This window comes from Streptomyces sp. WAC07094 (genome assembly GCF_036320405.1).
Classification (GTDB): Bacteria; Actinomycetota; Actinomycetes; order Streptomycetales; family Streptomycetaceae; genus Streptomyces; species Streptomyces lannensis.
Genome location: NZ_JAVMJZ010000001.1, coordinates 4,367,197 through 4,391,491 on the forward strand (window position 1 = coordinate 4,367,197; position 24,295 = coordinate 4,391,491).

The 24,295-nt window shown below is 70.4% G+C and carries 17 protein-coding genes, 4 tRNA genes, 1 other RNA gene and 1 pseudogene; 16 read left to right on the plus strand and 7 right to left on the minus strand.

The window, feature by feature from the left end:
* Positions 1-140: 140 nt before the first annotated feature.
* A complete protein-coding gene (locus RCR19_RS19250) occupies positions 141-2,372 on the plus strand; it encodes a VCBS repeat-containing protein (protein WP_331266274.1) in 2,232 nt (743 codons plus the stop codon).
* A gap of 83 nt (positions 2,373-2,455) precedes the next feature.
* Positions 2,456-2,590, plus strand: a pseudogene (locus tag RCR19_RS19255) (site-specific integrase); the annotation flags it as partial.
* Positions 2,591-2,676: 86 nt separating this feature from the next.
* On the opposite strand, the gene RCR19_RS19260 reads toward RCR19_RS19255, so the two are convergent.
* Positions 2,677-2,764: transfer RNA gene (locus tag RCR19_RS19260), tRNA-Ser, on the minus strand.
* A gap of 73 nt (positions 2,765-2,837) precedes the next feature.
* On the opposite strand from RCR19_RS19260, the gene ffs reads away from it, so the two are divergent.
* From ffs to RCR19_RS19290, 6 genes are all read left to right on the plus strand, one after another.
* Positions 2,838-2,934: signal recognition particle sRNA small type (gene ffs, locus RCR19_RS19265), an RNA gene on the plus strand.
* 87 nt (positions 2,935-3,021) lie between these two features.
* Complete coding sequence (locus RCR19_RS19270) at positions 3,022-5,277, plus strand: DNA polymerase III subunit gamma and tau (RefSeq protein WP_331266275.1); 2,256 nt, start codon at positions 3,022-3,024, stop codon at positions 5,275-5,277.
* Positions 5,278-5,397: 120 nt separating this feature from the next.
* Entirely contained in the window at positions 5,398-6,657 is a 1,260-nt protein-coding gene (purD, locus tag RCR19_RS19275) for a phosphoribosylamine--glycine ligase (protein ID WP_331266276.1), read from the plus strand.
* A gap of 398 nt (positions 6,658-7,055) precedes the next feature.
* Positions 7,056-9,053, plus strand: a complete 1,998-nt coding sequence (locus tag RCR19_RS19280; protein WP_331266277.1) for a hypothetical protein — start codon at positions 7,056-7,058, stop codon at positions 9,051-9,053.
* Between the two features lie 312 nt (positions 9,054-9,365).
* The gene (locus tag RCR19_RS19285) at positions 9,366-10,865 is read left to right on the plus strand and encodes a N,N-dimethylformamidase beta subunit family domain-containing protein (RefSeq protein ID WP_331266278.1); all 1,500 of its coding nucleotides are present in this window, start codon (positions 9,366-9,368) and stop codon (positions 10,863-10,865) included.
* Between the two features lie 85 nt (positions 10,866-10,950).
* Positions 10,951-11,850, plus strand: a complete 900-nt coding sequence (locus tag RCR19_RS19290) for a phosphoribosylaminoimidazolesuccinocarboxamide synthase (RefSeq protein WP_331266279.1) — start codon at positions 10,951-10,953, stop codon at positions 11,848-11,850.
* A 92-nt stretch (positions 11,851-11,942) separates the two neighbouring features.
* Here the strand turns inward: RCR19_RS19290 and RCR19_RS19295 are convergent.
* The 4 genes from RCR19_RS19295 to RCR19_RS19310 form a co-directional block, all read right to left on the minus strand.
* A tRNA-Gly gene (locus RCR19_RS19295) sits at positions 11,943-12,015 on the minus strand.
* A gap of 732 nt (positions 12,016-12,747) precedes the next feature.
* Positions 12,748-12,823: transfer RNA gene (locus RCR19_RS19300), tRNA-Gly, on the minus strand.
* Between the two features lie 114 nt (positions 12,824-12,937).
* Positions 12,938-13,012 (minus strand) — tRNA-Gly (locus RCR19_RS19305).
* A gap of 242 nt (positions 13,013-13,254) precedes the next feature.
* Positions 13,255-13,572 (minus strand): Lsr2 family protein, encoded by a 318-nt coding sequence (locus RCR19_RS19310; protein WP_059130113.1) that lies wholly within the window; start codon positions 13,570-13,572, stop codon positions 13,255-13,257.
* Positions 13,573-13,933: 361 nt separating this feature from the next.
* Here RCR19_RS19310 and purS point away from each other — a divergent pair, with 361 nt between their 5' ends.
* From purS to purL, 3 genes are read left to right on the plus strand one after another with little or no spacing between them, the layout of a single operon-like run.
* The gene (purS, locus tag RCR19_RS19315; protein WP_059130114.1) at positions 13,934-14,197 is read left to right on the plus strand and encodes a phosphoribosylformylglycinamidine synthase subunit PurS; all 264 of its coding nucleotides are present in this window, start codon (positions 13,934-13,936) and stop codon (positions 14,195-14,197) included.
* Positions 14,194-14,874, plus strand: coding sequence for a phosphoribosylformylglycinamidine synthase subunit PurQ (gene purQ, locus RCR19_RS19320; protein WP_331266280.1), 681 nt, complete (start codon positions 14,194-14,196; stop codon positions 14,872-14,874). The genes purS and purQ overlap by 4 nt, the downstream gene beginning before the upstream one ends.
* Positions 14,871-17,129, plus strand: a complete 2,259-nt coding sequence (gene purL / locus RCR19_RS19325) for a phosphoribosylformylglycinamidine synthase subunit PurL (RefSeq protein WP_331266281.1) — start codon at positions 14,871-14,873, stop codon at positions 17,127-17,129. Before purQ ends, purL begins: the two co-directional genes overlap by 4 nt.
* A 62-nt stretch (positions 17,130-17,191) precedes the next feature.
* Here the strand turns inward: purL and RCR19_RS19330 are convergent, their stop codons facing one another.
* Positions 17,192-18,652 carry an MFS transporter gene (locus tag RCR19_RS19330; RefSeq protein WP_331266282.1) on the minus strand — a complete coding sequence of 487 codons (1,461 nt, stop codon included), beginning with the start codon at positions 18,650-18,652 and terminating at the stop codon, positions 17,192-17,194.
* A gap of 95 nt (positions 18,653-18,747) precedes the next feature.
* Between RCR19_RS19330 and RCR19_RS19335 the strand changes: the two genes are divergently transcribed.
* The 5 genes from RCR19_RS19335 (at position 18,748) to purM (ending at position 23,839) form a co-directional block, all read left to right on the plus strand.
* The gene (locus tag RCR19_RS19335) at positions 18,748-19,389 is read left to right on the plus strand and encodes a TetR/AcrR family transcriptional regulator (protein WP_331266283.1); all 642 of its coding nucleotides are present in this window, start codon (positions 18,748-18,750) and stop codon (positions 19,387-19,389) included.
* A gap of 10 nt (positions 19,390-19,399) precedes the next feature.
* Positions 19,400-20,197 (plus strand): sterol carrier family protein, encoded by a 798-nt coding sequence (locus tag RCR19_RS19340; protein WP_331266284.1) that lies wholly within the window; start codon positions 19,400-19,402, stop codon positions 20,195-20,197.
* Positions 20,198-20,251: 54 nt separating this feature from the next.
* Positions 20,252-21,094: an META domain-containing protein gene (locus RCR19_RS19345; protein ID WP_331266285.1), complete on the plus strand. Its 843-nt coding sequence runs from the start codon at positions 20,252-20,254 to the stop codon at positions 21,092-21,094.
* Positions 21,095-21,179: 85 nt separating this feature from the next.
* A complete protein-coding gene (purF, locus tag RCR19_RS19350; RefSeq protein WP_059130119.1) occupies positions 21,180-22,706 on the plus strand; it encodes an amidophosphoribosyltransferase in 1,527 nt (508 codons plus the stop codon).
* 32 nt (positions 22,707-22,738) lie between these two features.
* The gene (gene purM, locus RCR19_RS19355; RefSeq protein WP_331266286.1) at positions 22,739-23,839 is read left to right on the plus strand and encodes a phosphoribosylformylglycinamidine cyclo-ligase; all 1,101 of its coding nucleotides are present in this window, start codon (positions 22,739-22,741) and stop codon (positions 23,837-23,839) included.
* Positions 23,840-23,908: 69 nt separating this feature from the next.
* Here purM and RCR19_RS19360 read toward each other — a convergent pair whose 3' ends face one another.
* A complete protein-coding gene (locus RCR19_RS19360; protein ID WP_059130121.1) occupies positions 23,909-24,157 on the minus strand; it encodes a DUF3073 domain-containing protein in 249 nt (82 codons plus the stop codon).
* Positions 24,158-24,295 lie beyond the last annotated feature (138 nt).

Below are 24,295 nucleotides of genomic sequence, written 5' to 3' on the forward strand. Positions count from 1 at the left end.
GAGGCTCGCCCCGCGCTCCCGGTCCGCTCGTCGTCCCGGAAAAACAAGAGCCGCTCGTACAACCGCCCGCCCTCTTCGCAGGTCCGACCGGTCGGCACGCACGGATGTGCGTACAGCCCGGCTCAACAGGAAGGACTTCCTTGGCTTCCATACGCACCACCCGACGCCGTCTCGGCGCCTCCGTCGCCACCGTTCTCGCCGTGACGATCGGTGCCGGCGTGCTGGTCTCGCCCGGGGCCGTTGCCGCTCCCGCTGCCATGACCGCCGCCTCCGCCACCATCGGCGAGGCGAAGCTGCCCCTCGATGCCGAGATCGTCAGCACCGGTGACACCGGATACCTCACATCCCGGTCGGACGACTCCGGTGGCAAGGTCGTGGAGTGGCACGGGTACGCAGACGGCTCGGTGCTGCCGATCACGGGCACGACGGGCTACGACAGCAACTCCGACATCGTCGTGACCAGCGACGGCGGCAGCACGGTCTTCCTGCGGGACATGACGGAAGGCGCCGGCTGGTCCGCGTCCTACGACCTCGCGTCCGAGTTCAAGCCCGGCGCGAAGCTCGTCGGCGTGGTCGGCGACAACCTTTTCGTGAAGGTTCCGACAGGCAGCGGGGACTACCACGAGCTGTGGCAGCTCGCCCGGGTGGACGGGGTCGCCAAGAAGACGAAGCGCTCGTCCAACCCCTACAGCATCGACTTCAAGGTCGTCGCCGCCACGAGCAACGTCATGCTCGTCCTGAGCAGCAACCGGGTCTTCCCGAGCCCGGCGACCTTCCGGACCGAGTACTGGAAGACGCGCACGACCGTCAACAGCGACGCGCCGATCGAGTGGGGCAGCGGAGGGAACACCGCCCCCTGGACCCAGACCTCGACGGGCGCCTACACCGCCGACTACGAGGCGTCGGTCGAGTACCGGGGAGGCGTCACCGAACTCGTCGTGGACGGGACGGGCGTACACCAGAGGTTCGCCATGGACAGCTCCATGAGCGGTGCCGTCATCGCCGGCGTCACCAGGGACACGCTGCTCCACGGGGTCCCGGGCAAGGCGGCCGACGAGAAGCTGAGCCCGCTGTACGCCCGGAGTGTCAAGAACTCCACGGCTGCGCCGTACAAACTCCTGGAGCACTTCTCCAGCGTGGCCCACGCGCCGGACGGCGGCCTGCTCGTGCGCGGCGCCACGGCCGAAGCCGACGGGCTGTTCCGGATCTGGGAGGGGAACGACGGCCTGCCGAGCGCCACGCTCGTGGCGGACACGGGCCGGGTCCTGGCCGTCAAGGTGACCGGGTCGAAGGCCCCCACCACCGTGAGCCTGGAGAAGCCGGGCACCACGGTCCCGATGGAGTGGACCCTGTCCCGCCCGAACGCCACCGTGGACCTCACGCTCACGCACACGGCCACCGGCAGGAAGCTCACCAAGCGTCTGCCCCAGCAGGTCTCCGACGGCCGCTTCGCCTTCGTCTGGGACGGCGTCCTGGAGGGCATCAGCGCCCCGAACGGCGCCTACACCTGGCAGATCACCGCCACGCCGACCGACGGCGTCGGCGGCCCGGCGACCGCCCACGGGAGCTTCCAGGTCTCGCGCCAGGCCAACCCGCACGACTTCGGCAACAACGGCTCGACGGACGTCCTCGCGCGGGACGCCTCGGGTGCGCTGTGGCGGGACGACCTCTTCGACTGGCCGTCGGGCAGCAAGGTGACCACGGCCAAGCGGACGAGGATCGGTACCGGATGGCAGGTCTACAACCAGATCGTGGCCGCGGGGAACCTCGCCGGCACCTCGACGGGCGACCTCGTCGCCCGCGACGCCTCGGGCGTCCTCTGGATGTACCTGGGCAAGGGCGACGGCACCTTCGCGCCCCGCGTCAAGGTCGGCACCGGCTGGCAGATCTACAAGAAGATCACCGCCGGCAGCGACCTCACCGGAGACGGCCGGCCCGACCTCCTTGCCACTGATGCCTCCGGCGTCCTGTGGCTGTACAAGGGCACCGGCAGCTCGTCCGCCCCCTTCGCCGGCCGCGCCCGGGTCGGCAGCGGCTGGAAGATCTACAACCAGATCACCGCCGTCGGCAACATCGCGGGCAGCACGGCCGGCGACCTCGTCGCCCGCGACACCTCGGGCGTCCTCTGGCTCTACCAGGGCAACGGCAAAGGCAACTTCAGCACCCGCGTCAGGATCGGGTCCGGCTGGAACGCCTTCTCCCACCTCGCCGGCGCCGGTGACGTCACCGCCGACGGCCGCCCCGACCTGATCGCCTACGGCCGGAACGGCACGTACGTCTACCGCTCGACCGGTTCGACGACGGCTCCGTTCAGCCGGCTGACGACCACCCTCTACGCGGGCGAAGGCACCAAGTTCAACAGCATCGCCTAGAAGGCCCCTGATGATGCTGGGCTTCTGGCCCCGCCGCGTGAGCGGCGGGGCCAGAAGCGCTTTGTGGTGATGCGGGAGCCACGGGGTGGGAGCCGGGCACCTCCGCAAGCGTGCGGGCGCGGTACCTCAACGTGCCCGACGCCATGCTCGAGGACGTCGCCCGGAAGATCGCCGACGCCATCTGGGAAACCCCGGAAACACCCGCTGTGGACAAAAACCCGGCCGGGACAACGAAGTCCGAGGACAACGTCGAAGGGCCCCACCGCGAGGTGGGGCCCTTCGACGTATTGCCCGGTGAGAGCAATGGCGGAGGATACGAGATTCGAACTCGTGAGGGGTTGCCCCCAACACGCTTTCCAAGCGTGCGCCCTAGGCCTCTAGGCGAATCCTCCGCCGGAAACATTACATGACGCCGGGGAGTGCTAGCGAACTCGTTCGGGCCCCCTGCGATCAGGTACGCTGGGGTCCAGCCCCTCACGCGGCGCTATCTGACTGAACTCCCCCAGGGCCGGAAGGCAGCAAGGGTAGGTTGGCTCTGGCGGGTGCGTGAGGGGTCTTCTGCGTCGCAGGTGAGGGTCGCGGGGGCAGGGGCCCGGGAGTGGGCCTCGGGCCGGTCGCTTTGTCAGTGGACGCCTATAACCTCGTATGCGTGTCGTCTCTCGCGCTGTACCGCCGCTATCGCCCGGAGTCGTTCGCCGAGGTCATCGGGCAGGAGCATGTCACCGACCCGCTGCAGCAGGCGCTGCGGAACAACCGGGTCAATCACGCGTACCTGTTCAGCGGGCCCCGAGGCTGCGGCAAGACGACCAGCGCGCGCATCCTGGCCCGTTGCCTGAACTGCGAGAAGGGCCCGACCCCGACGCCGTGCGGCGAGTGCCAGTCCTGCCGGGACCTCGCCAGGAACGGGCCGGGGTCCATCGACGTCATCGAGATCGACGCCGCGTCGCACGGTGGTGTCGACGATGCCCGTGACCTGCGGGAAAAGGCCTTCTTCGGGCCCGCGAGCAGCCGGTACAAGATCTACATCATCGACGAGGCCCACATGGTCACGTCGGCGGGATTCAACGCGCTGCTGAAGGTGGTCGAGGAGCCGCCCGAGCACCTCAAGTTCATCTTCGCGACCACCGAACCGGAGAAGGTCATCGGGACCATCCGGTCGCGCACCCATCACTACCCCTTCCGGCTCGTGCCGCCGGGCACCCTTCGGGACTACCTCGCCGAGGTGTGCCAAAAGGAGAACAACCCCGTCGAGGACGGGGTCCTGCCGCTCGTCGTGCGCGCCGGTGCCGGATCCGTGCGTGACTCCATGTCCGTCATGGACCAGTTGCTGGCGGGCGCGGGTGCTGACGGTGTGACGTACGCCATGGCCACCTCGCTGCTCGGCTACACGGACGGGTCGCTCCTCGACTCCGTCGTCGAGGCCTTCGCGTCCGGGGACGGGGCCGCCGCCTTCGGGGTAGTGGACCGGGTCATCGAAGGGGGCAACGACCCGCGGCGGTTCGTCGCCGATCTGCTGGAGCGGCTGCGTGATCTGGTGATCGTCGCCGCCGTGCCCGACGCGGTCGAGAAGGGGCTCATCGACGCCCCGGCAGACGTACTCGAGCGCATGCAGGCGCAGGCGGGCGTCTTCGGCCCGGCCGAGCTCAGCCGTGCCGCCGACCTGGTCAACGAGGGGCTCACCGAGATGCGCGGGGCCACCTCGCCCCGGCTGCAGCTGGAGTTGATCTGCGCCCGGGTGCTGTTGCCCGCGGCGTACGGGGACGAGCGGTCGGTCATGGCCCGCCTGGACCGTCTGGAGCGGGGCGTCAGCCTTTCCGGGGGCGGCGCTCCCGCGATGGGGTACGTGCCGGGTCCCGAGGTGCACGGCGGTATGACCGGGGGACCGCCTCCGCAGGATGCGGCACCCGTGCCGTCAGGTGGAGGCGCGGCGGCCGCTCGTGCCGCCGTGCGCAACGGTGGTGCCGGACCGGCCGGGACCCCCGCTGCCCCGTCCGCCCCCGCTGCCCACGAGATCGCCGCGCCCCCGGTGTCCGCACCGTCGCCTGCACAGGAGGCCGCCCCGGCCGCCCCCGCCCCGGCCGCCCCCGCACCGACCACCCCGCCACCGACCGCCCCCGCACCGGCTCAACCGCAGGCCCCGGCTGCCGGCGCGCCCGGTGCATGGCCCGCCGCCGCCTCCGCGGGGGGCGGCCGCCGTCCGGGCGGCTGGCCCACCGCGGCGCCCGCCGGCGGTGGCCGGGCACCCGCCGCCCAGGGCCGGCCGACCGCACCGACCTCTCCGGCCGCCCCGACAACTCCGGCACCCGCGGCGTCCACGCCGGGCTCCGGCGGTCTGGACCCCCGCACGCTCTGGCCGAACGTTCTCGAGGCGGTGAAGAACCGCCGCCGCTTCACCTGGATCCTGCTGAGCCAGAACGCGCAGGTGGTGGGCTTCGACGGCACCACGCTGCAGATCGGCTTCGTGAACGCGGGCGCCCGCGACAACTTCCTCAGCAGCGGCAGCGAGGACGTGCTGCGGCAGGCGCTGGCCGAACAGTTCAATGTGCAGTGGAAGGTGGAGGCCATCGTCGACCCGTCGGGTGGCTCGGCACCGCCGGCCACCGGGGGGTCGGGATTCGGTGGCGGCTTCCAGCCGGGAGGAGGCGGTGGTGCCTCGCCCGCGCCCCGTCCCGTCCCCGCCGAGCAGCCGGCCTCATCGGCGCGTCCGGCCACGTCGGCGTCCCCTGCTCCGGCGCCCCAAACCCCTACTCCGGCGGCGCCTCCCGCCGAACGGCACGTGGTCGCTCCCGAGGACGACATGCCGGAGGACGACGACCCCGACCTGGACGAGTCGGCCCTGTCCGGCCACGACCTGATCGTCCGGGAGCTCGGCGCCACGGTCGTGGAGGAGTTCACGAACGAGTAGGCGGGCGCGCAGGGTCACCAGGCGGCACCCCTTGTTTTGGGAGGAAGCCACAAACGCCCGCCCCAGCCCCGTTCGGCGGCCCCCACAAGGCCGTTCCGCCCCGGCGGTTAGGCTGACCCCGTGAAGGTCCTCGTCATCGGTAGCGGCGCCCGCGAACACGCCCTGTGCCGTTCCCTCTCCCTCGACCCCGATGTCACCGAACTGCACTGCGCCCCCGGAAACGCGGGTGTGGCAGAGGTGGCCCAGTTGCACCGGATCGACGCCCTCGACGGAAAGGCCGTGGCCGCGCTGGCCACCGAGCTCGGCGTCGGGCTGGTCGTCGTGGGCCCGGAGGCGCCGCTCGTCGCGGGCGTCGCCGATGTGGTGCGCGAGGCGGGGATCCCCGTCTTCGGACCATCCGGGGAGGCCGCCCAGCTGGAGGGTTCCAAGGCCTTCGCCAAGGATGTGATGGCGGCCGCGGGCGTTCCCACCGCACGTTCGTACGTCTGTACGACCGCCGACGAGGTGGAGGAGGCGCTCGACGCCTTCGGTGCCCCCTACGTGGTGAAGGACGACGGTCTCGCCGCGGGCAAGGGCGTCGTCGTCACCGATGACCTGGAGGCCGCGAAGGCGCACGCCGCCGACTGCGAGCGCGTGGTCATCGAGGAGTACCTCGACGGACCCGAGGTCTCCCTGTTCGCCGTCACCGACGGCGAGACGGTCCTGCCGCTCCAGCCGGCACAGGACTTCAAGCGCGCGCTGGACGGCGACGAGGGGCCGAACACCGGCGGCATGGGGGCGTACTCGCCGCTACCGTGGGCCCGGCCGAAGCTGGTCGAGGACGTCCTGGAGAGCGTTCTCAAGCCGACAGTCGACGAGATGCGCCGCCGCGGCACCCCCTTCTCCGGTCTGCTGTACGCGGGCCTGGCGATCACCTCGCGCGGTGTCCGGGTCATCGAGTTCAACGCCCGGTTCGGTGATCCCGAGACGCAGGTCGTCCTCGCCCGGTTGAGGACACCGCTCGGAGGCGTCCTGCTGGCCGCGGCGAACGGCACCCTCGCCGATCTGGAGCCCCTGCGCTGGAGCGAGGACGCGGCGGTCACGGTGGTCGTGGCCTCGCACAACTACCCGAGCACCCCGCGCACCGGCGACCCGATCACCGGTCTCGCCGAGGTCGCGGCCGAGGACGCCCCGCACGCCTACGTCCTGCACGCGGGCACCCGGCAGGAGGGCGACGCCGTGGTGAGCGCGGGCGGCCGTGTGCTGTCCGTCACGGCTACCGGAGCCGACCTCGCCGAGGCGCGCCGGCGGGCGTACACGGCGGTGGGCCGTATCGGGCTCGAGGGCTCCCAGCACCGTACGGACATCGCTGCGCGGGCCGCCGGGGTCGACGGCGCCTGAGCAGCCTTGGCGCCGCCCGGCGATGAACCCCTCGGGCCCCGGATCCGTCTCAGGATCCGGGGCCCGCGTCGTGAGAAGGGGCCCAAAATCCGGGTCTCCGTCGAACGCGTTTCTGTGGGCGATCCCGGGCCTGGCCGTCGCCCTACGTCATCCACCTTTCCCCAAAGCCATTCCATCGAGTGAGCGGTGACCCATCCGGCTGACGAGGGCGGGGGCCCCAACTAGGGTGCGGCGCAAGCGTTCCGGCACTTGGCCCACCGGCATTGCGATGTCGGTGGCGGCTGCCACAGTGGGGGAGTGAGCAACGCACGGACGTCCGACGACGACCTCTGTGACGGGGACCGTCACGACACAGGTCGCGTGGGACAGAGGCGGATCAGAGGGGGTGACGTCCGGTCGTGACCGGAATCGGTGTGGAGGTCGGCGCGCAGGCCGCGCGTTCCCGGGCTCTTGCCGTGCTGCGGATCCGCAGCAGGGCGCTGGCTGTGGCTCTGCTGCCTGCCGCCGTTGCGGTCGTGCTCCTCGTCGGCCGCTCCACCGGTCATATCAGTGGTGGGCACTGGGGAGTGGTCGCGCGCTGGGTCGTGAGCTGCGTCGCCGTGGCCGTCCTGCTCGCCGCCGCCGGTATCGCCCTCGTGGTCGCAGGCGCCCGTCCGGCCGTCAGCCCGACGGTCCCGATCGCGGAGGACGCGGCCCCCGATCTGTACCGGATGGTCCGGGACCTGGCCGATCGCCTCGATGTCCCCGCCCCGTCCGCCATAGCGCTCACCCCGGACTGCGACAGCTGGCTGGAGGACCGCACCCATCCCGCCCATGGCCCGCCGCTGCGGTCGCTGGACGAGATATCCGGCCCGCGGGGCATACGCGGCCTGCAGTCCTCCCGGCAGCACCGGGCCCCGACGGCGCCCGTGCTCGTGATCGGCTCCCCGTTCCTGTGGTGGATGCGGGTGGGCGAACTGCGTGCGGTGCTCGCCCCGGTCGTCGCCGGTACGGGGCCGTCCGCGCACCCCGACATAGCAGCGGCACGACGCTTCGTCCGAGGACTGGACGCCGCCGTGGCGGTGAGTGCGGCACCCGGGCGCGGAGTCCTGATCCGTGCGGTGCTGGGCGGTGTCGGCCGGGTGGCGCGGCTGCTGCTGCGGAGCTGCCGGGTTCATGCGGAAGAGATGGAACGAGGGGTGGCGGCCGCCGCGGCCGAGCGTGCACAGGCTGTGGACTACGGTCTGCGGATCGTCGCGCAGGAACAGGTGGGTCTGGCGTACGCCGGCTGGGACCGGCTGCTGACCCGGGTCGCGCTGCCCGCCTGGCGGATGGGTCGCTGGCCGTCGCGCCTGGACGCCGGAGTGGTCGCGGCCCTCACGGAGCTCTCCCGCCGGGACCGTCTGGCCGAGGGATTCGCCTCCCGTCTGGGTGAGCGGCCGGCCTGCGACCTGCTGGAGGAGCCCGGAGCGGTGGACGAGGCCGCGTCGCTGCTGGCGGCGCGTCTCTTCCACGGCGGTCCGGCGGCGCCCGGCCCGAACTGGGCACCGGTCAACTGGCAGGACTATCCGGACGAGGTCGTGGACCGTAAGTGGCGGTCGGACGCCGCCCGGCTCCACCGGGCCCTCGACGCCCTGGGCGTCCACCACACCACCCGTACGGGCACGTCCGACGCGGGTGGGCCGACGCTGGACCGGGTCCTGAAATACCTGACGGTCCGGGCGGACACCGACGAGGGGGACGCGGTGGCCGGGAGCGAGCGCCCCGGCGCGTCCACCCCTCGGCACGACGGCCTGCCCGGCCCGCACCTCCGCGAGCACGGCGCCGAAGGTACGGGCGACGGCGGGAGCGCGCCGCATGCACCGGACCGGGCCGCCGTCCCCGAAGCCCCCGACGCGGAAGGGGATCCCGGCGCGGGGACGGCGCACACCGAGGCCGTCGGTCCATCCGCCGCCGACATGCTTGCCGCCGGTGCCGTTCCTGCCTCCGACGAGGACGGTGCGGTCGCCGGTGTGCGGACCGCCGCCCTGGTCGCCGGACTCAGTGCCGAAGTCGCCTGGGAGGAGTCGGCCCTCGCGGCGGTACCGGGCGGGAGCGCCGGCCGGCCGTCGGGGCCGGACCGCACGGTGTGGGACGACGTGTTGCTCCCACTGTTCCCGCTCCAGCCGCCCCGCAGCGGTCGCGAACTGCTCGTCGACCATGTCGCCGCGATGGTGTGCTGCGCCGCGATGGACACGGCCGGAGCGGTACCCGGCCTCGACTGGCTGGACGGTCCGTCCCTGCTGGTCCGGGACGAACGTGCGACCGATCTGACCCCCCGGGTGCTCACGCTCGTCGAGGACGGCGATCCGGAACCGCTCCGCGCCTGGCTCCTCCATCTCGGCATACGCGCCGAGAAGCCGGTCCGGTTGGTCTGACGACTTTCGGCCGGCCGAGCCGTTCCGTCACCCCCTCCCCGCTCCTCACGGGGGACTCTCCCGCCCCACGGGGCGGCCGTCACCCCGAGGATCGCGACCACCGCACCCGGTTGTGCTCCCGCCCCGTCCCATCTGCGGATACGCCGCTTCGGCCGGTGTCGGGGCCGCGACCCATGGCCGGAGAATCCCATTCCGTCCACGTCAATTCACGACGAACGGTGACGGAGTGCGTGCGTAATGTGATGTGCTGGGACCGTTCGGGTACGACGCAATGGCTACGACGGCTCACGGGGTCGAGGGAGGGGACATCGCATGGGGTCGGAGCACATCCGCCGCTGGGAGTCGGGCGCTCTCGCACACGCTGTGACGGATCCTTTCGGCCAGGGCCCGGTTCCCTGGCTCCGGGGCAGTGAGACCTACTTCGACGACACGGGCCAAGTGGTCCCCTGGTACGTGGATCCGGCCCCGGCCCACGTCCCGTCCCAGGGCCACAAGGGAGCGCGGATCCCGGCGCCCCGCACCGGCGGTCCGCGCTCCGCCGACGACGTCCACCGCCAGATCAAGGGCTTCACCTCCACCGGCGGGGTCGCGCCGGGCGAGGCCATCGACTTCCGGATCACCGTGGACCCGCCGCAGGAATTCGCCGTCGACGTCTACCGGATCGGCCACTACGGCGGCGACGGGGCTTCCAAGATCACCACGAGCCCCCGCCTCTCCGGCATCGTGCAGCCGCCTCCGCTGACGGCGGACCGCACGGTCTCCTGCCATCACTGGTGGCTGTCCTGGCGGCTGCAGATCCCGTCCTACTGGAGCATCGGCGCGTATGTGGCCGTCCTCACCACCGCCGACGGCTACCGCTCCCATGTCCCCTTCACCGTCCGCGACAGCCGCCCGGCCGACCTCCTCCTGCTGCTCCCGGACATCACGTGGCAGGCGTACAACCTCTATCCGGAGGACGGCCACACCGGCGCCAGCCTCTACCACGCCTGGGACGAGAACGGCCGGCTGCTCGGCGAGGCGGACGCCGCCACCACGGTCTCCTTCGACCGCCCGTACGCGGGCGCGGGTCTCCCGCTGCACGTGGGCCACGCCTACGACTTCATCCGCTGGGCCGAGCGCTACCACTACGACCTCGCCTACGCCGATGCCCGCGATCTGCACGCCGGCCGCATCGACCCCACCCGCTACCGCGGTCTGGTCTTCCCGGGCCATGACGAGTACTGGTCGCCCCAGATGCGCCGCACCGTGGAACTCGCCCGGGAGAACGGCACCTCGCTCGTCTTCCTCTCCGCCAACACCATGTACTGGCAGGTGGAGTTGGGGCCGTCCCCGTCCGGTGTCCCCGACCGCCTGCTCACCTGCCGCAAGCGCCGCGGCCCGGGAAAGGCCACGCTGTGGCGGGAGATCGACCGTCCCGAGCAGGAGACGATCGGCATCCAGTACGCGGGCCGGGTGCCCGAACCCCACCCCCTCGTCGTCCGCAACGCCGACCACTGGCTGTGGGAGGCGACCGGCGCCGAGGAGCGCGACGAACTGGCCGGGATGGTCGCCGGCGAGGCGGACCGTTACTTCCCGCGCGCGCCACTGCCCGAGCATCAGGGCCGCATCCTCCTGGCTCACTCTCCCTACCGGGACAGCGAGGGAGTGCTGCGGCACCAGGAGACATCCCTGTACCGGGCCCCGTCGGGCGCCCTGGTCTTCGCGTCCGGGACCTTCGCATGGTCGCCCGCGCTGGACCGCCCCGGCCATGTGGACGCCCGTATCCAGCAGGCGACAGCGAACCTCCTGGACCGCATCTGCAAACGGGACTGAATCCGTTCCGACCCGCCCCGCGGACCGGCCCGCTCCTGGCATACGGGAGAATCGAGCCAATTGGAGAGAACCACGGGGAGGAACCGTGTCCGGATTCGTCGAAAAGCCCGAGCCCGTCGAGGTACCGGGTCTGGTGCATCTGCACACCGGAAAGGTGCGGGAGCTGTACCAGAACGAGGCGGGCGACCTCGTGATGGTCGCCAGCGACCGCACGTCCGCGTTCGACTGGGTGCTGCCGACCGAGATCCCGGACAAGGGCCGGATTCTCACGCAGTTGTCGCTCTGGTGGTTCGACCAGCTCGCCGATCTGGTCCCGAGCCACGTCCTGAGCACGGAGCTGCCGGCCGGGGCCCCGGCCGACTGGGCCGGCCGCACTCTCGTCTGCAAGTCCCTGCGGATGGTTCCGGTGGAGTGCGTGGCGCGCGGTTACCTCACCGGCTCGGGCCTCCTCGAGTACAACGAGTCCCGTACCGTCTGCGGCCTCGCACTGCCCGAGGGCCTGGTGGACGGCTCGGAACTGCCCGCGCCGATCTTCACCCCCGCCACCAAGGCCGCGGTCGGCGAGCACGACGAGAACGTCTCGTACGAGGAGGTCGCCCGCCAGGTCGGTGCGGAGACCGCGGCCCAGCTGCGTCAGGCGACCCTCGCCGTCTACGGCCGTGCCCGGGACATCGCCCGTGATCGCGGGATCATCCTGGCCGACACCAAGTTCGAGTTCGGCCACGAGGGCGACACCCTCGTCCTCGCCGACGAGGTGCTCACCCCGGACTCGTCCCGCTTCTGGCCGGCCGACCGGTGGGAGCCGGGCCGCTCCCAGCAGTCCTTCGACAAGCAGTTCGTGCGGGACTGGCTCGTGTCCCCCGCTTCCGGCTGGGACCGTGCGAGCGAGCAGCCTCCGCCTCCGCTGCCCCCGGAGATCGTGGAGGCGACCCGGGCGAAGTATGTGGAGGCGTACGAGCGACTGACCGGCGTGCGCTGGTCGTAGCGGCCATGGGCCCGGCGATCCCGTCGGGCCACGGCTTCCACCTCGCGCACAGCAAAAAGCCCCCCGGCCTGGACCGGGGGGCTTTTCCGCGGAGCGGACGACGAGGCTCGAACTCGCGACCTCAACCTTGGCAAGGTTGCGCTCTACCAACTGAGCTACGTCCGCACTGCGCTGTTGCGCGAGAGCAACTATACCCAACGTCGCTCGTGTGGGAGACGTACCGCCCCATCACGGTGCACGGCCATGAGTTCGAGAGCGGCCCTCGGGAATGGGATCCGCACCCTCTCCTTCTCCGGCGCGGCCCGCCCGGGGATTTCCGGCGTCGACGCGGGCGCCCTCCCACCCCGGTCTCCCGGGCCGCTGGCGGCGCGTGCACGGTGGCGCCGACGACATCGCCCAACTCGTGCTCCACGTGCCGGTTTTCCGTACGGACGGTCCGGACGACCGCGACGTGCCGTCGGCCCGGGGCGGCGCATCCGCACACTCCCGCCGTGGGCGCCCGCTTCGGATGCCCGGCATCAGGCCCGTTCCCGATCGCCACCCGGGGCCGCGGCAGTTCGAAGGCTCGGAGATGTGGCGACCCTCACACCGGCGTGTCCCGGGCCCGGTGCCTGCCGGGACCACCGGGCGGGGCATGTGCGGCTCGTCCATCACGGCGGGCACGTCGGCACCACCGGTCACTTCCACCACACCGACCATGTCCCGTCCGAATCCAGGGCTCCGGTGGTGGTCGACCGGAGGTTGCACGGGTCCATTGGATGCCGGGCAGACGGGAATCCCAGCCATCGGGCAGGCGTCCGCCTGATCGAAGCCACGCCCCGGCCGAAGCACGCAATCCGTCCGCGCGGGTTTCGGGTAAGACAAAGGCCCCGGTCGATCGACCGGGGCCTTCCTCTTTGGAGCGGACGACGAGGCTCGAACTCGCGACCTCAACCTTGGCAAGGTTGCGCTCTACCAACTGAGCTACGTCCGCATTGCTCCCGACCGGCTCTCACCGATCGGTGCGGGCACCAGCCTACCTGATCCTCACCCCTGCTCTCGACAAGCTCGAGCAGAGGTGCTTCCTGGATCGGCGGAACCGATGCCTTGGAGCGGGTGACAGGGATTGCACACTGCGCCTCCCCCTTGGAAAGGGGGTGTTCTGCTACTGAACTACACCCGCACGGCTCTCGGGGTTTCGGCATTCCGCCCTCGCCCCTCGGCGTGCTCCAGACTTTAGCTGATCACCAGGGGGGCAGTGCAAGTCGGTTGCCCGCAGCGTCCGATGGGGCCGCCACAGGGCGGGCGGACCACCCGGCTCCCGGCAACGGGGGAACGCGCGGCGTCCACCGGACGGGGGAGGCGACGCGTGGAGGGGAACCGGGCTCGCCGGGGCCGGATGCCGGCCCCGGCGAGCGGGTCGTGTCAGTTCGCCTCGGCGAACGCCTCGTACACCTTCTTCGGGATGCGGCCCCGCGGCGGTACGTCCATCTTGTTGGAGCGTGCCCAGGCCCGTACGGCAGCCGGGTCCGGCGTCAACGCCGTGTGCGTGTACGCCTTGCCCGACTTCGCCTTCTTGCGGCCGGCCTCGACGTAGGGTGCCAGCACCTTACGCAGTTTCTTGGCATTGGCTTGATTGAGGTCGATCTCGTACGACTTGCCGTCCAGTCCGAAGGCGATCGTTTCCGCCGCTTCTGAGCCGTCGATGTCGTCAAAGAGAGTGACCACGACACGCTGCGCCACGAATATCGGTCCCTTCGTGCGGCACCTCTGCGATCAGACACCATGACGTGCGCAGACGTCCGGCGGATGTCGGGGAGATGTCGACTGTCCGGCTGTTATTGGGCAAAGTATCGGCTATTGCCATTTCCTTTGTACAGTGCCCGGCATTGCATTGTGAAGACCGACTGAATACCTCCGCGTGTCCGCCTGCAATGACCTGCCATCGCTCTTCTGTGATTTTTCCCAGGATTTTCCGTGGACGGGCCGTCGCCACCGGTGTGCCGTGACGGCCGTCACGTAGGATGCTACGAATCTACGCGGGTAGAAATTCTGTGCGGGTAGTCTGAAGGAACCTGCTCAGCACCACACACCGGGAGTGCCAGTGGCACGCGTCGTAGTCGACGTCATGCTCAAGCCGGAGATCCTCGACCCCCAGGGCCAGGCGGTCCATCGCGCACTGCCGCGGCTCGGTTTCGAGGGCATCTCCGATGTACGTCAGGGAAAGCGATTCGAACTCGAAGTGGACGGTCCGGTCGACGAGGCCGCGCTCGCCCGCATCCACGATCTTGCGGAATCCTTCCTCGCGAACACCGTGATCGAGGACTTCACCGTCAAGGTCGAGGAAGTCGCGGAGGCCGCGAAGTGACCGCTCGTATCGGCGTCGTCACTTTCCCGGGCAGCCTCGACGACCGGGACACGCAGCGCGCGATCCGCCTCGCGGGCGCCGAGCCGGTCGCTCTCTGGCACAAGGACAAGGACCTGAAGCAGGTCGACGCCGTGGTGCTCCCCGGCGGTTTCTCGTACGGCGACTATCTGCGCGCCGGTGCCATCTCCCGTTTCTCGCCGGTGATGGGGACGGTCATCGAGCAGGCGAAGTCCGGTCTTCCGGTCCTCGGCATCTGCAACGGTTTCCAGGTCCTGACCGAGGCCCATCTCCTTCCGGGCGCGATGCTGGGCAACGACCATCTCCACTTCATCTGCCGCGACCAGAAGTTGCGGGTGGAGAACGCGGAGACCTCCTGGACCGGTGACTACACCGCGGGCCAGGAGATCCACATCCCGCTGAAGAACATGGACGGCCGGTACGTCGCCGACGAGTACACGCTCGACAAGCTGGAGGCCGAAGGCCGCGTGGCGTTCCGCTACGTGGACTTCAACCCCAACGGCTCGCTCCGCGACATCGCCGGCATCACCAATGAGGCGGGCAACGTGGTGGGCCTGATGCCGCACCCCGAGCACGCCGTCGAACCGCTGATCGGTTCCGGTCGCACCGACGGTCTCCCGTTCTTCACGTCGATCCTCAAGAAGCTGGTGGGCGCATGAGCCGGACGCCTCTGGACACGGTCGAACATGCGACCGCGACCCCCGACGTCGAGCTGCCCTGGGCCGAACTCGGCCTGAAGAAGGACGAGTACGAGCGGATCGTCGAGATCCTGGGCCGTCGCCCCACCGGCGCCGAGCTCGCCATGTACTCGGTCATGTGGTCCGAGCACTGCTCGTACAAGAGCAGCAAGGTGCACCTGCGCCAGTTCGGCGAGAAGGCCCCCCGGTCGGACGCGCTGCTCGTGGGCATCGGTGAGAACGCCGGTGTCGTCGACGTCGGCCAGGGCTACGCGGTCACCTTCAAGGTCGAGTCGCACAACCACCCCTCGTACGTCGAGCCGTACCAGGGCGCGGCGACCGGCGTCGGCGGCATCGTGCGCGACATCATCGCGATGGGCGCGCGGCCGGTCGCCGTCGTGGACCCGCTGCGATTCGGCGCGGCCGACCACCCGGACACCAAGCGAGTGCTGCCCGGTGTCGTGGCCGGCATCGGCGGCTACGGCAACTGCCTCGGACTGCCCAACATCGGCGGAGAGGTCGTCTTCGACGCGTGTTACCAGGGCAACCCCCTGGTCAACGCCGGTGCCATCGGCGTCATGCGGCACGAGGACATCCATCTGGCGAAGGCGTCCGGCGCGGGGAACAAGGTCGTCCTGTACGGCGCCCGTACGGGTGGTGACGGCATCGGCGGCGCCTCGATCCTCGCCTCCGAGACCTTCGACGACGCCAAGCCGTCGAAGCGCCCGGCCGTCCAGGTCGGTGACCCCTTCCAGGAGAAGCTCCTCATCGAGTGCACCCTGGAGGCCTTCAAGGAGAAGCTGGTCGTCGGTATCCAGGACCTCGGTGCGGCCGGTCTGTCCTGCGCCACCTCCGAGCTGGCCTCCAACGGCTCCGGCGGCATGCGCGTGACGCTGGACGACGTACCGCTGCGCGACTCGACGCTCTCGCCCGAGGAGATCCTCATGAGCGAGTCGCAGGAACGCATGTGCGCGGTGGTCGAGCCGGAGAAGGTCGACCGCTTCCTGGAGATCTGCGAGAAGTGGGACGTCATCGCCACCGTCATCGGTGAGGTGACCGACGGCGACCGCCTGGAGATCTACTGGCACGGCGGGAAGATCGTCGACGTCGACCCGCGGACCGTCGCACACGAGGGACCGGTGTACGAACGCCCGTACGCCCGTCCGGAGTGGCAGGACGCCCTGCAGGCGGACGACGCGAACAAGCTGCCGCGGCCGGAGACCTCCGAGGAGCTGAAGGACCAGGTCCTGAAGCTGGTGTCCTCGCCCAACCAGGCCTCCAAGAAGTGGATCACCTCCCAGTACGACCACTTCGTGCAGGGCAACACGGTCCTCGCCCAGCCCGAGGACTCCGGCATGATCCGTGTCGACGAGGAGTCCGGGCTCGGCGTCGCCATCGCGACCGACGGCAACGGCCGGTACGCGAAGCTCGACCCGTACGCGGGCGCGCAGCTCGCCCTCGCCGAGGCGTACCGCAACGTGGCGACCACCGGCGCCAAGCCGCTGGCCGTCTCCGACTGCCTGAACTTCGGCTCGCCCGAGGACCCGGCCGTCATGTGGCAGTTCGCGGAGGCCGTCCGCGGACTCGCGGACGCCTGCCTGCAGCTGGGCACCCCGGTGACCGGTGGCAACGTCTCCCTCTACAACCAGACGGGTGAGGCGGCCATCCACCCCACCCCGGTGGTGGCGGTGCTGGGTGTCATCGACGACGTCGCCCGCCGCACACCCGTCGCCTTCCAGGAGGAGGGCCAGCTGCTCTACCTCCTCGGCGACACCCGTGAGGAGTTCGGCGGCTCGGCCTGGTCGCAGGTCGTCCACGACCATCTCGGCGGTCTGCCCCCGCAGGTCGACCTCGAGCGCGAGCGGCTGCTCGGCGAGATCCTCATCTCGGCCTCCCGCGACGGCATGATCGACTCCGCGCACGACCTGTCCGACGGCGGCCTGATCCAGGCGGTCGTGGAGTCCTCCCTGCTGGGCGGAAAGGGCGCGCGGCTGGTCGTACCGGACGGGTTCGACGCGTTCACCTTCCTCTTCTCCGAGTCGGCGGGGCGCGCGCTCGTCGCCGTGCCGCGCTCGGAGGAGGTCCGCTTCAACGACATGTGCGGGGCGCGCGGTCTGCCCGTCGCCCGCATCGGTGTCGTGGACGGTGACGCGATCGAGCTCCAGGGCGAGTTCGCGCTGTCCCTGGAGGAGCTGCGGAAGGCCCACGAGGAGACCATTCCGGCGCTGCTCGCGTAAACGGTCCGTATGACGGCGAAGGCCCCGCCCGGTTCGCCGGGCGGGGCCTTCGTGTGCCGGCGTCAGACCGTGGCGGGCTCGCTCGCCGGTTCCCCGGCGCTCTGCACGGGACGGGACCCGGGCAGCCGTGTCGCCACCACCAGACAAACCGCCATCAGCGCGGCCCCGCAGAGGAACACGCCGTCCAGCGCGTCGACGTAGGCGTGCACCTCCGCCGTGCGCGCCGTGCCCGGCACGGAGGCGAGGGGACCGGGCCCGTCGTACAACCGGGAGACGAGAGTGCCGAAGAGGGCGGCGCCCAGGGCCGTGCCCAGGGTCTGGAAGAGGCGGATGCCGGTCGTCGCCACCCCGAGTTGATGGCGGGGGGCCGCCTCCTGGACCAGTTGGATCAGCTGACCGATGAGCTGGCCGAACCCGACGCCGACGAGAAGGAGTTCGGCGCGGAGCCACCACAGGGAGGTGTCGCTGCCGGTGGTGGCAAGCAGCAGAAAGGCCACCGCGGTGACCGCGGACCCGCTGATGGCGAACGCCCGCTCGGGCAGGCCGCGTTCCGCGAGTTTTCCGGTGACGACCCCGGCGGCGGTCATGCCGACGGCCATGAAGACGAGGTACAGCCCCGCCGACGAACTGGCCACCCCACGGGCGACCTGCAGGTAGACCATGACGTAGTACAACGCGCCCACCAGGGCCGCGCCCACCAGACCCTGGATGGCGAAGCCCCATCGCAGTTCCCGGACACGGAACATGGACAACGGCAGAATCGGTTCGGCGGCCGTGAGCTGGCGCCACAGGAAGAGACCGAGGGCGGCCACCGAGGCCAGAGCCAGAAAGACGATCTGCGGTGAGGACCAGGCGTACTCCTTGCCGCCCCACTCGGTGACCAGCAGCAGTGCCGTGGAGAAGGCGGCGGCGAGACCGGCGCCGAGGAAGTCGATCGAGCGGTCGGCGGTGTGGCGGGGGAGCTTCAGGACACAGGCGGCGAGGACCAGGACCGCGAGGCCGAGCGGCAGATTGATGTAGAAGATCCAGCGCCAGCTCGCATGGTCGGACAGGAGACCGCCGATCCAGGGGCCGAGCGCCATGCCGCCGCCGGAGACGATCCCGCCCATGCCCGCGCCCTTGGAGTCCCGTTCGCCGGGGCCCCTCAACTGGGCGATCACGACCATCGTGACGCTCATCAGCCCGCCGGCCCCGACGCCCTGAACGGCCCGCGCTGCGACGAGCTGCCCGATCGACCGGGCCGCTCCGCACAGCGCCGAGCCGAGGAGGAACGTGCCCACCGCCCCCAGGAACACCCGCTTGGCGCCCAGGACGTCGCACAGCTTCCCGTACAGCGGGAGCACCGCGGCCGACGCCAGCGAAAAGGCGCTGACCAGCCAGGGGATCTTGTCGATGCCGTGATCCGGGTCGAGGTCGCGCACGATCGGGACGGTGGCCGCGGACACGATCTGCATGTCCAGGACGGCCAGGACGATCGTGACGAGGCAGACGAGGAAGGCGATCTTGCGCTGGGTCTCGGTCATGGGCATCACCATGCCGACATTTATGTACTGAGTCAATGTTTTATCTCGGAGTAAATTTCTGCCAGAATCAAATTTCATCTTGGTACAGTGGCGTCATGGCTGCTGAGGCGATGGGGCTGCGTGAGCGCAAGAAGCGGCAGACGGCGCTGCGGATCTATCGCACCGCGATCGCCCTGTTCGCCGAGAAGGGCTTCGACGCCGTCTCCGTACAGGAGATCGCCGACGACGCCGAGGTCTCCAAGATGACCGTGTTCAACTACTTCGGCTCCAAAGAGGACTTGGTCTTCAAGCCGATGGTCGAGCACTTCTCGGACGCGGCGCGTGCCGTGCGCGACCGCGCCTGCGGCGAGTCGGCGGTGGACGCCGTTCGCCGGCAGTTCCTGGAGATGGTCGAAGGGCGCGACCCGTCGGTCGGTCTGCACGGCGAGCCGTTCGCCCGCCGGATCCGGGAGGTCATCATGAAGACGCCGGAGCTGATGGAACGCGCCTACGTCGAGTCGGAGAAGGGCGCGCGCCAACTGGCGGACCAGCTCGCGCAGGAGACCGGCGACGCCACGCTCGCCCTGATCGCCGCCGCCACCCTGACAGCCGCCCGTAACGCCCTCGTCGAGGAGCACCACCGCCGCCTCGACGGCGGCGAGGCCGTCGACGAGGTCGCGGCCGACGCGGCCGAGCGCGCCCACCGCGCCTTCGACCTGATCGCAGCCGGCCTGAACGGGTACGCGGTGAAGGCATAGGCTCACCGCCATGCCCCCGGCCAGGAAACGCGCACGGACGTACGACTCCGCCAAAGTCCGTGCAGCGGTGCACGCGCAGTTCGGGAACGTGCGGGAGGCCGTGCGCACCCTCACCCCCGAGCAGCTGGCGCTGCCGACGCGGCTCGGCGGCTGGACGGTGCGGGATCTCGTGGCGCACACCGGGACGGCGCTCGGCGCGGTCAGCCGGTTCGTCGACCTGCCGGAACCCGCCGGGAAGGACGTCACGCTCCTCGACTGGCCCTTCGCGACCGCCGTCGACGCGGACACGATCGCGGACGTGGGCCGTCGGCTCGCCGAGCGGAATCCGGACCTCGACGCCCATCTCGGCGACATCGAGCGCCGCTTCACCGAAGACCTGGCTCGCCACCCCGGCACACGACTGCTCGCCACCGGCATCGGCCCGCTGCCGCTGGCCGACTATCTCGTCACCCGCGCGGTGGAACTCGTCGTCCACAGCGACGATCTGAACGCCGCCGTTCCGGGGCTCGACATCCCGTACGACCGCCAGGCTCTCGCCGCCGCGACCCGGCTGCTCGCCGACGCGCTCGCGGTGAAGGCGCCCGGCGCCTCGACCGAGGTGCGCATCCCGCCGTTCGCCGTGGTGCAGTGCGTCGAGGGCCCCCGCCACACCCGGGGCACCCCGCCGAACGTCGTCGAGACCGATCCGCTGACCTGGATCCGGCTGGCGACGGGCCGGGTGCGGTGGGCCGCCGCTCTCGCCGACGCCAAGGTGAGCGCCAGCGGCGAACGAGCCGACCTCGGCGGCCTGCTGCCCCTCATGGCCTGAGGCCGCGGGGGCTCCGGGTCCGTCCGGGAACCGCGTGACCGAAGGACGCCGGCCGTGGAACCGGCCCCCCGCCCCACCCGTCCCACCTCCATGGACAAGCACCGACTGACCCTCACCGTCCTGACCCTGCTCCCGCTCGCGGTGGCGTGCGGCACCGACACAGGTTCGGGCAGCGGCAGCAGTTCCGTCGGAACCGGCGGCGGCTCGCAGGTCACGGGTGTGCACTGGCGCGTGGACAGCCTCACGACGAACGGCACCACACGGAGTGCCCCGGCCGGTGCCTACCTCCTGATCGAAGACGGCCGGGCCGAGGGCAACTACGGCTGCAACGGCTTCGGCGCGTCCGCCACCGTCCGGGGCGACCGTGTCGACCTCGGACCCGCCCGGTCCACCGACATGGCCTGCGCGAAGGACCCGATGGCGTTCGAGGCGTCCTTCTCCCGCATGCTCGCGCACGGGCCGCTCACCGCGGCCGTCGACCGGAACCGGCTGACGCTCACCGGCGAGGAAGGCGACCGCATCCACCTCACCAAGGAGGACGACGCGTCCCTGTACGGCACGAAGTGGCAGGTCACGTCCATGGTGAACGGCGACGTCGCCTCCTCGCTGCCCGAGGCGGCCACCGGCAAAGCCTGGTTCACGTTCGACAGGACGGCAGGCACGGTGTCCGGAAGCCTCGGCTGCAACCGGTTCACCGCCAAGGCGACCGTGAGCGACGGCCGGGTCACCCTGGGTGCTCCCAGGGCCACGCGCATGATGTGCGACGGCTCACTCATGACGACCGAACGGGCGCTGAGCACCCTCCTCGACGGGTCGCTCGGCTACCGCATCGATCATCGCGACATCACGCTGACCAGCGAGAACGGCAAGGGTCTCACCGCGACCGCCAAGCCCTGACCCCCCTTGCCCCGGGAGGGGGCGCGTCCGGCGGCGCGGATGCCCGGATTCGGACCAGTGCACGATCTCGCCTACACTCGGAGCCGTGCCACGTGGTGACGGTCGACTCAATCACGACCTGCTTCCCGGTGAGAAGGGCCCTCAGGACGCGTGTGGCGTCTTCGGTGTCTGGGCTCCTGGGGAAGAGGTCGCAAAGCTCACGTACTTCGGGCTGTACGCCCTCCAGCATCGGGGCCAGGAATCCGCGGGTATCGCGGTCAGCAATGGTTCCCAGATCCTCGTCTTCAAGGACATGGGCCTGGTGTCCCAGGTCTTCGACGAGACCTCGCTCGGTTCGCTCCAAGGTCACATCGCGGTCGGACACGCCCGCTACTCGACCACGGGTGCCTCCGTCTGGGAGAACGCCCAGCCGACGTTCCGGGCCACGGCCAACGGCTCCATCGCCCTCGGCCACAACGGCAACCTGGTCAACACGGCTCAGCTGGCCGAGATGGTCGCCGCGCTCCCCAAGGAGAACGGCCGCGCCACCCAGGTGGCCGCGACCAACGACACCGACCTGGTCACGGCCCTGCTGGCCGGACAGGTCGACGACGACGGCAAGCCGCTGACCCTCGAGGACGCGGCCGCCAAGGTCCTGCCCCGGGTCAAGGGCGCCTTCTCGCTGGTCTTCATGGACGAGCAGACCCTGTACGCGGCCCGTGACCCGCAGGGCATCCGCCCGCTGGTCCTCGGCCGTCTGGAGCGCGGCTGGGTGGTCGCCTCCGAGACCGCAGCGCTCGACATCACCGGCGCCACCTTCATCCGCGAGATCGAGCCGGGCGAGTTCGTCGCGATAGACGAGAACGGCCTGCGCACCTCTCGATTCGCGGAAGCGAAGCCTCGCGGCTGTGTCTTCGAGTATGTGTACCTGGCCCGTCCGGACACCGATATCGCCGGCCGGAACGTGTACCTCTCCCGGGTCGAGATGGGCCGCCGCCTTGCCAAGGAGGCGCCCGTCGAGGCCGATCTGGTGATAGCGACGCCGGAGTCCGGCACGCCCGCCGCGATCGGTTACGCGGAGGCCTCCGGCATCCCGTTCGGTGCGGGTCTCGTGAAGAACGCCTATGTGGGCCGCACCTTCATCCAGCCGTCGCAGACGATCCGCCAGCTGGGCATCCGGCTGAAGCTGAACCCCCTCAAGGAAGTCATCAGGGGCAAGCGCCTGGTCGTCGTCGACGACTCGATCGTGCGCGGCAACACCCAGCGCGCGCTGGTGCGGATGCTCCGTGAGGCGGGTGCCGCCGAGGTGCACATCCGCATCTCCTCGCCGCCGGTGAAGTGGCCCTGTTTCTTCGGCATCGACTTCGCCACCCGCGCCGAGCTGATCGCCAACGGCATGTCGGTGGACGAGATCGGGCGCTCCCTCGGCGCGGACTCCCTGTCGTACATCTCCATCGACGCCATGATCGAGGCGACCACCATCGCCAAGCCCAATCTGTGTCGCGCCTGCTTCGACGGCGAGTATCCGATGGAGCTGCCCGACCCGGAGCTGCTGGGCAAGCAGCTGCTGGAGACCGAGCTGGCGGCCGGTCCCGCCGCCACGGCCGCGGCCGACGCCATCCGTCGTCCCTGAGCCGCACCATCAACCCCGAAAGATCCCAGGCAATGTCTGCTGTGTTCGATCAGTCGACTTCGTCGACGGGCAATCCCGAGGGCGCTTCCTACGCGGCCGCGGGCGTCGACATCGAGGCGGGTGACCGCGCCGTCGAGCTCATGAAGAAGTGGGTGAAGAAGACGCAGCGCCCCGAGGTTCTCGGCGGCCTCGGCGGGTTCGCCGGCCTCTTCGACGCCTCCGCCCTCAAGCACTACGAGCGTCCGCTGCTCGCCTCCGCCACCGACGGCGTCGGCACCAAGGTCGACATCGCGCGCCGGATGGGCGTCTACGACACCATCGGCCACGACCTCGTGGCGATGGTCATGGACGACATCGTGGTGTGCGGTGCCGAGCCGCTGTTCATGACCGACTACATCTGCGTCGGCAAGGTCCACCCGGAGCGCGTCGCCGCGATGGTGAAGGGCATCGCCGAGGGCTGCGTGCTGGCCGGTTGCGCCCTGGTGGGCGGCGAGACGGCCGAACACCCGGGTCTGCTCGGTCCGGACGACTTCGATGTCGCGGGCGCCGGTACGGGCGTTGTGGAGGCCGACCGGCTGCTCGGTGCCGAACGCATCCAGGAGGGCGACGCGGTGATCGCCCTGGCCGCCTCCGGACTTCACTCCAACGGGTACTCCCTTGTCCGGCATGTTCTCCTCGACCGGGCGAAGCTCGGCCTCGACCGGCACATCGACGAACTCGGGCGCACCCTCGGCGAGGAGCTGCTCGAGCCCACCAAGATCTACTCGCTGGACTGCCTGGCGCTGATCCGCACCGCCGAGGTGCACGCGTTCAGCCACGTCACCGGCGGTGGACTCGCGGCCAACCTGGCCCGTGTGATCCCGGACGGTCTGCACGCCGTGGTCGACCGCTCCACCTGGACGCCTGCACCGGTGTTCGATCTCGTCGGGAAGACCGGCGACGTCGAACGCCTGGAGCTGGAGAAGACCCTGAACATGGGCGTCGGCATGATCGCGATCGTCCCCGAGCACTCGGTGGACGTCGCGCTCGCCGCCCTGGCCGACCGCGGTGTGGAGGCATGGGTCGCCGGCGAGATCACCGACCGGACCGGCCACGAGACGGGCGCGGCCCTGGTGGGCGACTACGCGGGCTGAAACCCGGCGGACAGCACAGCACCCGGTCCGTGGCTGGTGCCACGGACCGGGTGAGAGCTCAGTGCAAGGTCAAGCGCCGCGACGATGCTGCGAGGAATCGCCGTCCTCGTCGTCGTCATCCTCCGAGTAGAGATCGGCGTACCGTGCGTACACGTCGTCGTCTTGCTCATCGTCCTCGAACCGGTCGCCGTTAGGCGACGTATTCGACGTCGATGCGCCCAGCTCCTCGGCCAGGCGTGAGAGATCCGTCCCACCGCTGTTGTACTTCAGCTGGCGGGCGACCTTCGTCTGCTTGGCCTTGGCCCGGCCGCGCCCCATGGCTCGACCCCCTCAACGACGGGGCTCGACGGCCCCAGAGTCTTGACACGCGTTCATGATCCGGAACGGGCTCTCCGTGGAGAGACCGGTCCGTAGGGCTTCCACGGTACCTGAGCCCACGCCCATACGGTACGTCGC

Coding starts and splice junctions, on each gene's coding strand:
- RCR19_RS19285 (WP_331266278.1), top strand. CDS start 9,366: ATGGGGTCGGAGCACATCCGCCGCTGGGAGTCGGGCGCTCTCGCACAC.
- purL (WP_331266281.1), top strand. CDS start 14,871: ATGAGCCGGACGCCTCTGGACACGGTCGAACATGCGACCGCGACCCCC.
- RCR19_RS19330 (WP_331266282.1), bottom strand. CDS start 18,652: ATGACCGAGACCCAGCGCAAGATCGCCTTCCTCGTCTGCCTCGTCACG.
- RCR19_RS19335 (WP_331266283.1), top strand. CDS start 18,748: ATGGCTGCTGAGGCGATGGGGCTGCGTGAGCGCAAGAAGCGGCAGACG.
- RCR19_RS19340 (WP_331266284.1), top strand. CDS start 19,400: ATGCCCCCGGCCAGGAAACGCGCACGGACGTACGACTCCGCCAAAGTC.
- purM (WP_331266286.1), top strand. CDS start 22,739: ATGTCTGCTGTGTTCGATCAGTCGACTTCGTCGACGGGCAATCCCGAG.
- RCR19_RS19360 (WP_059130121.1), bottom strand. CDS start 24,157: ATGGGGCGCGGCCGGGCCAAGGCCAAGCAGACGAAGGTCGCCCGCCAG.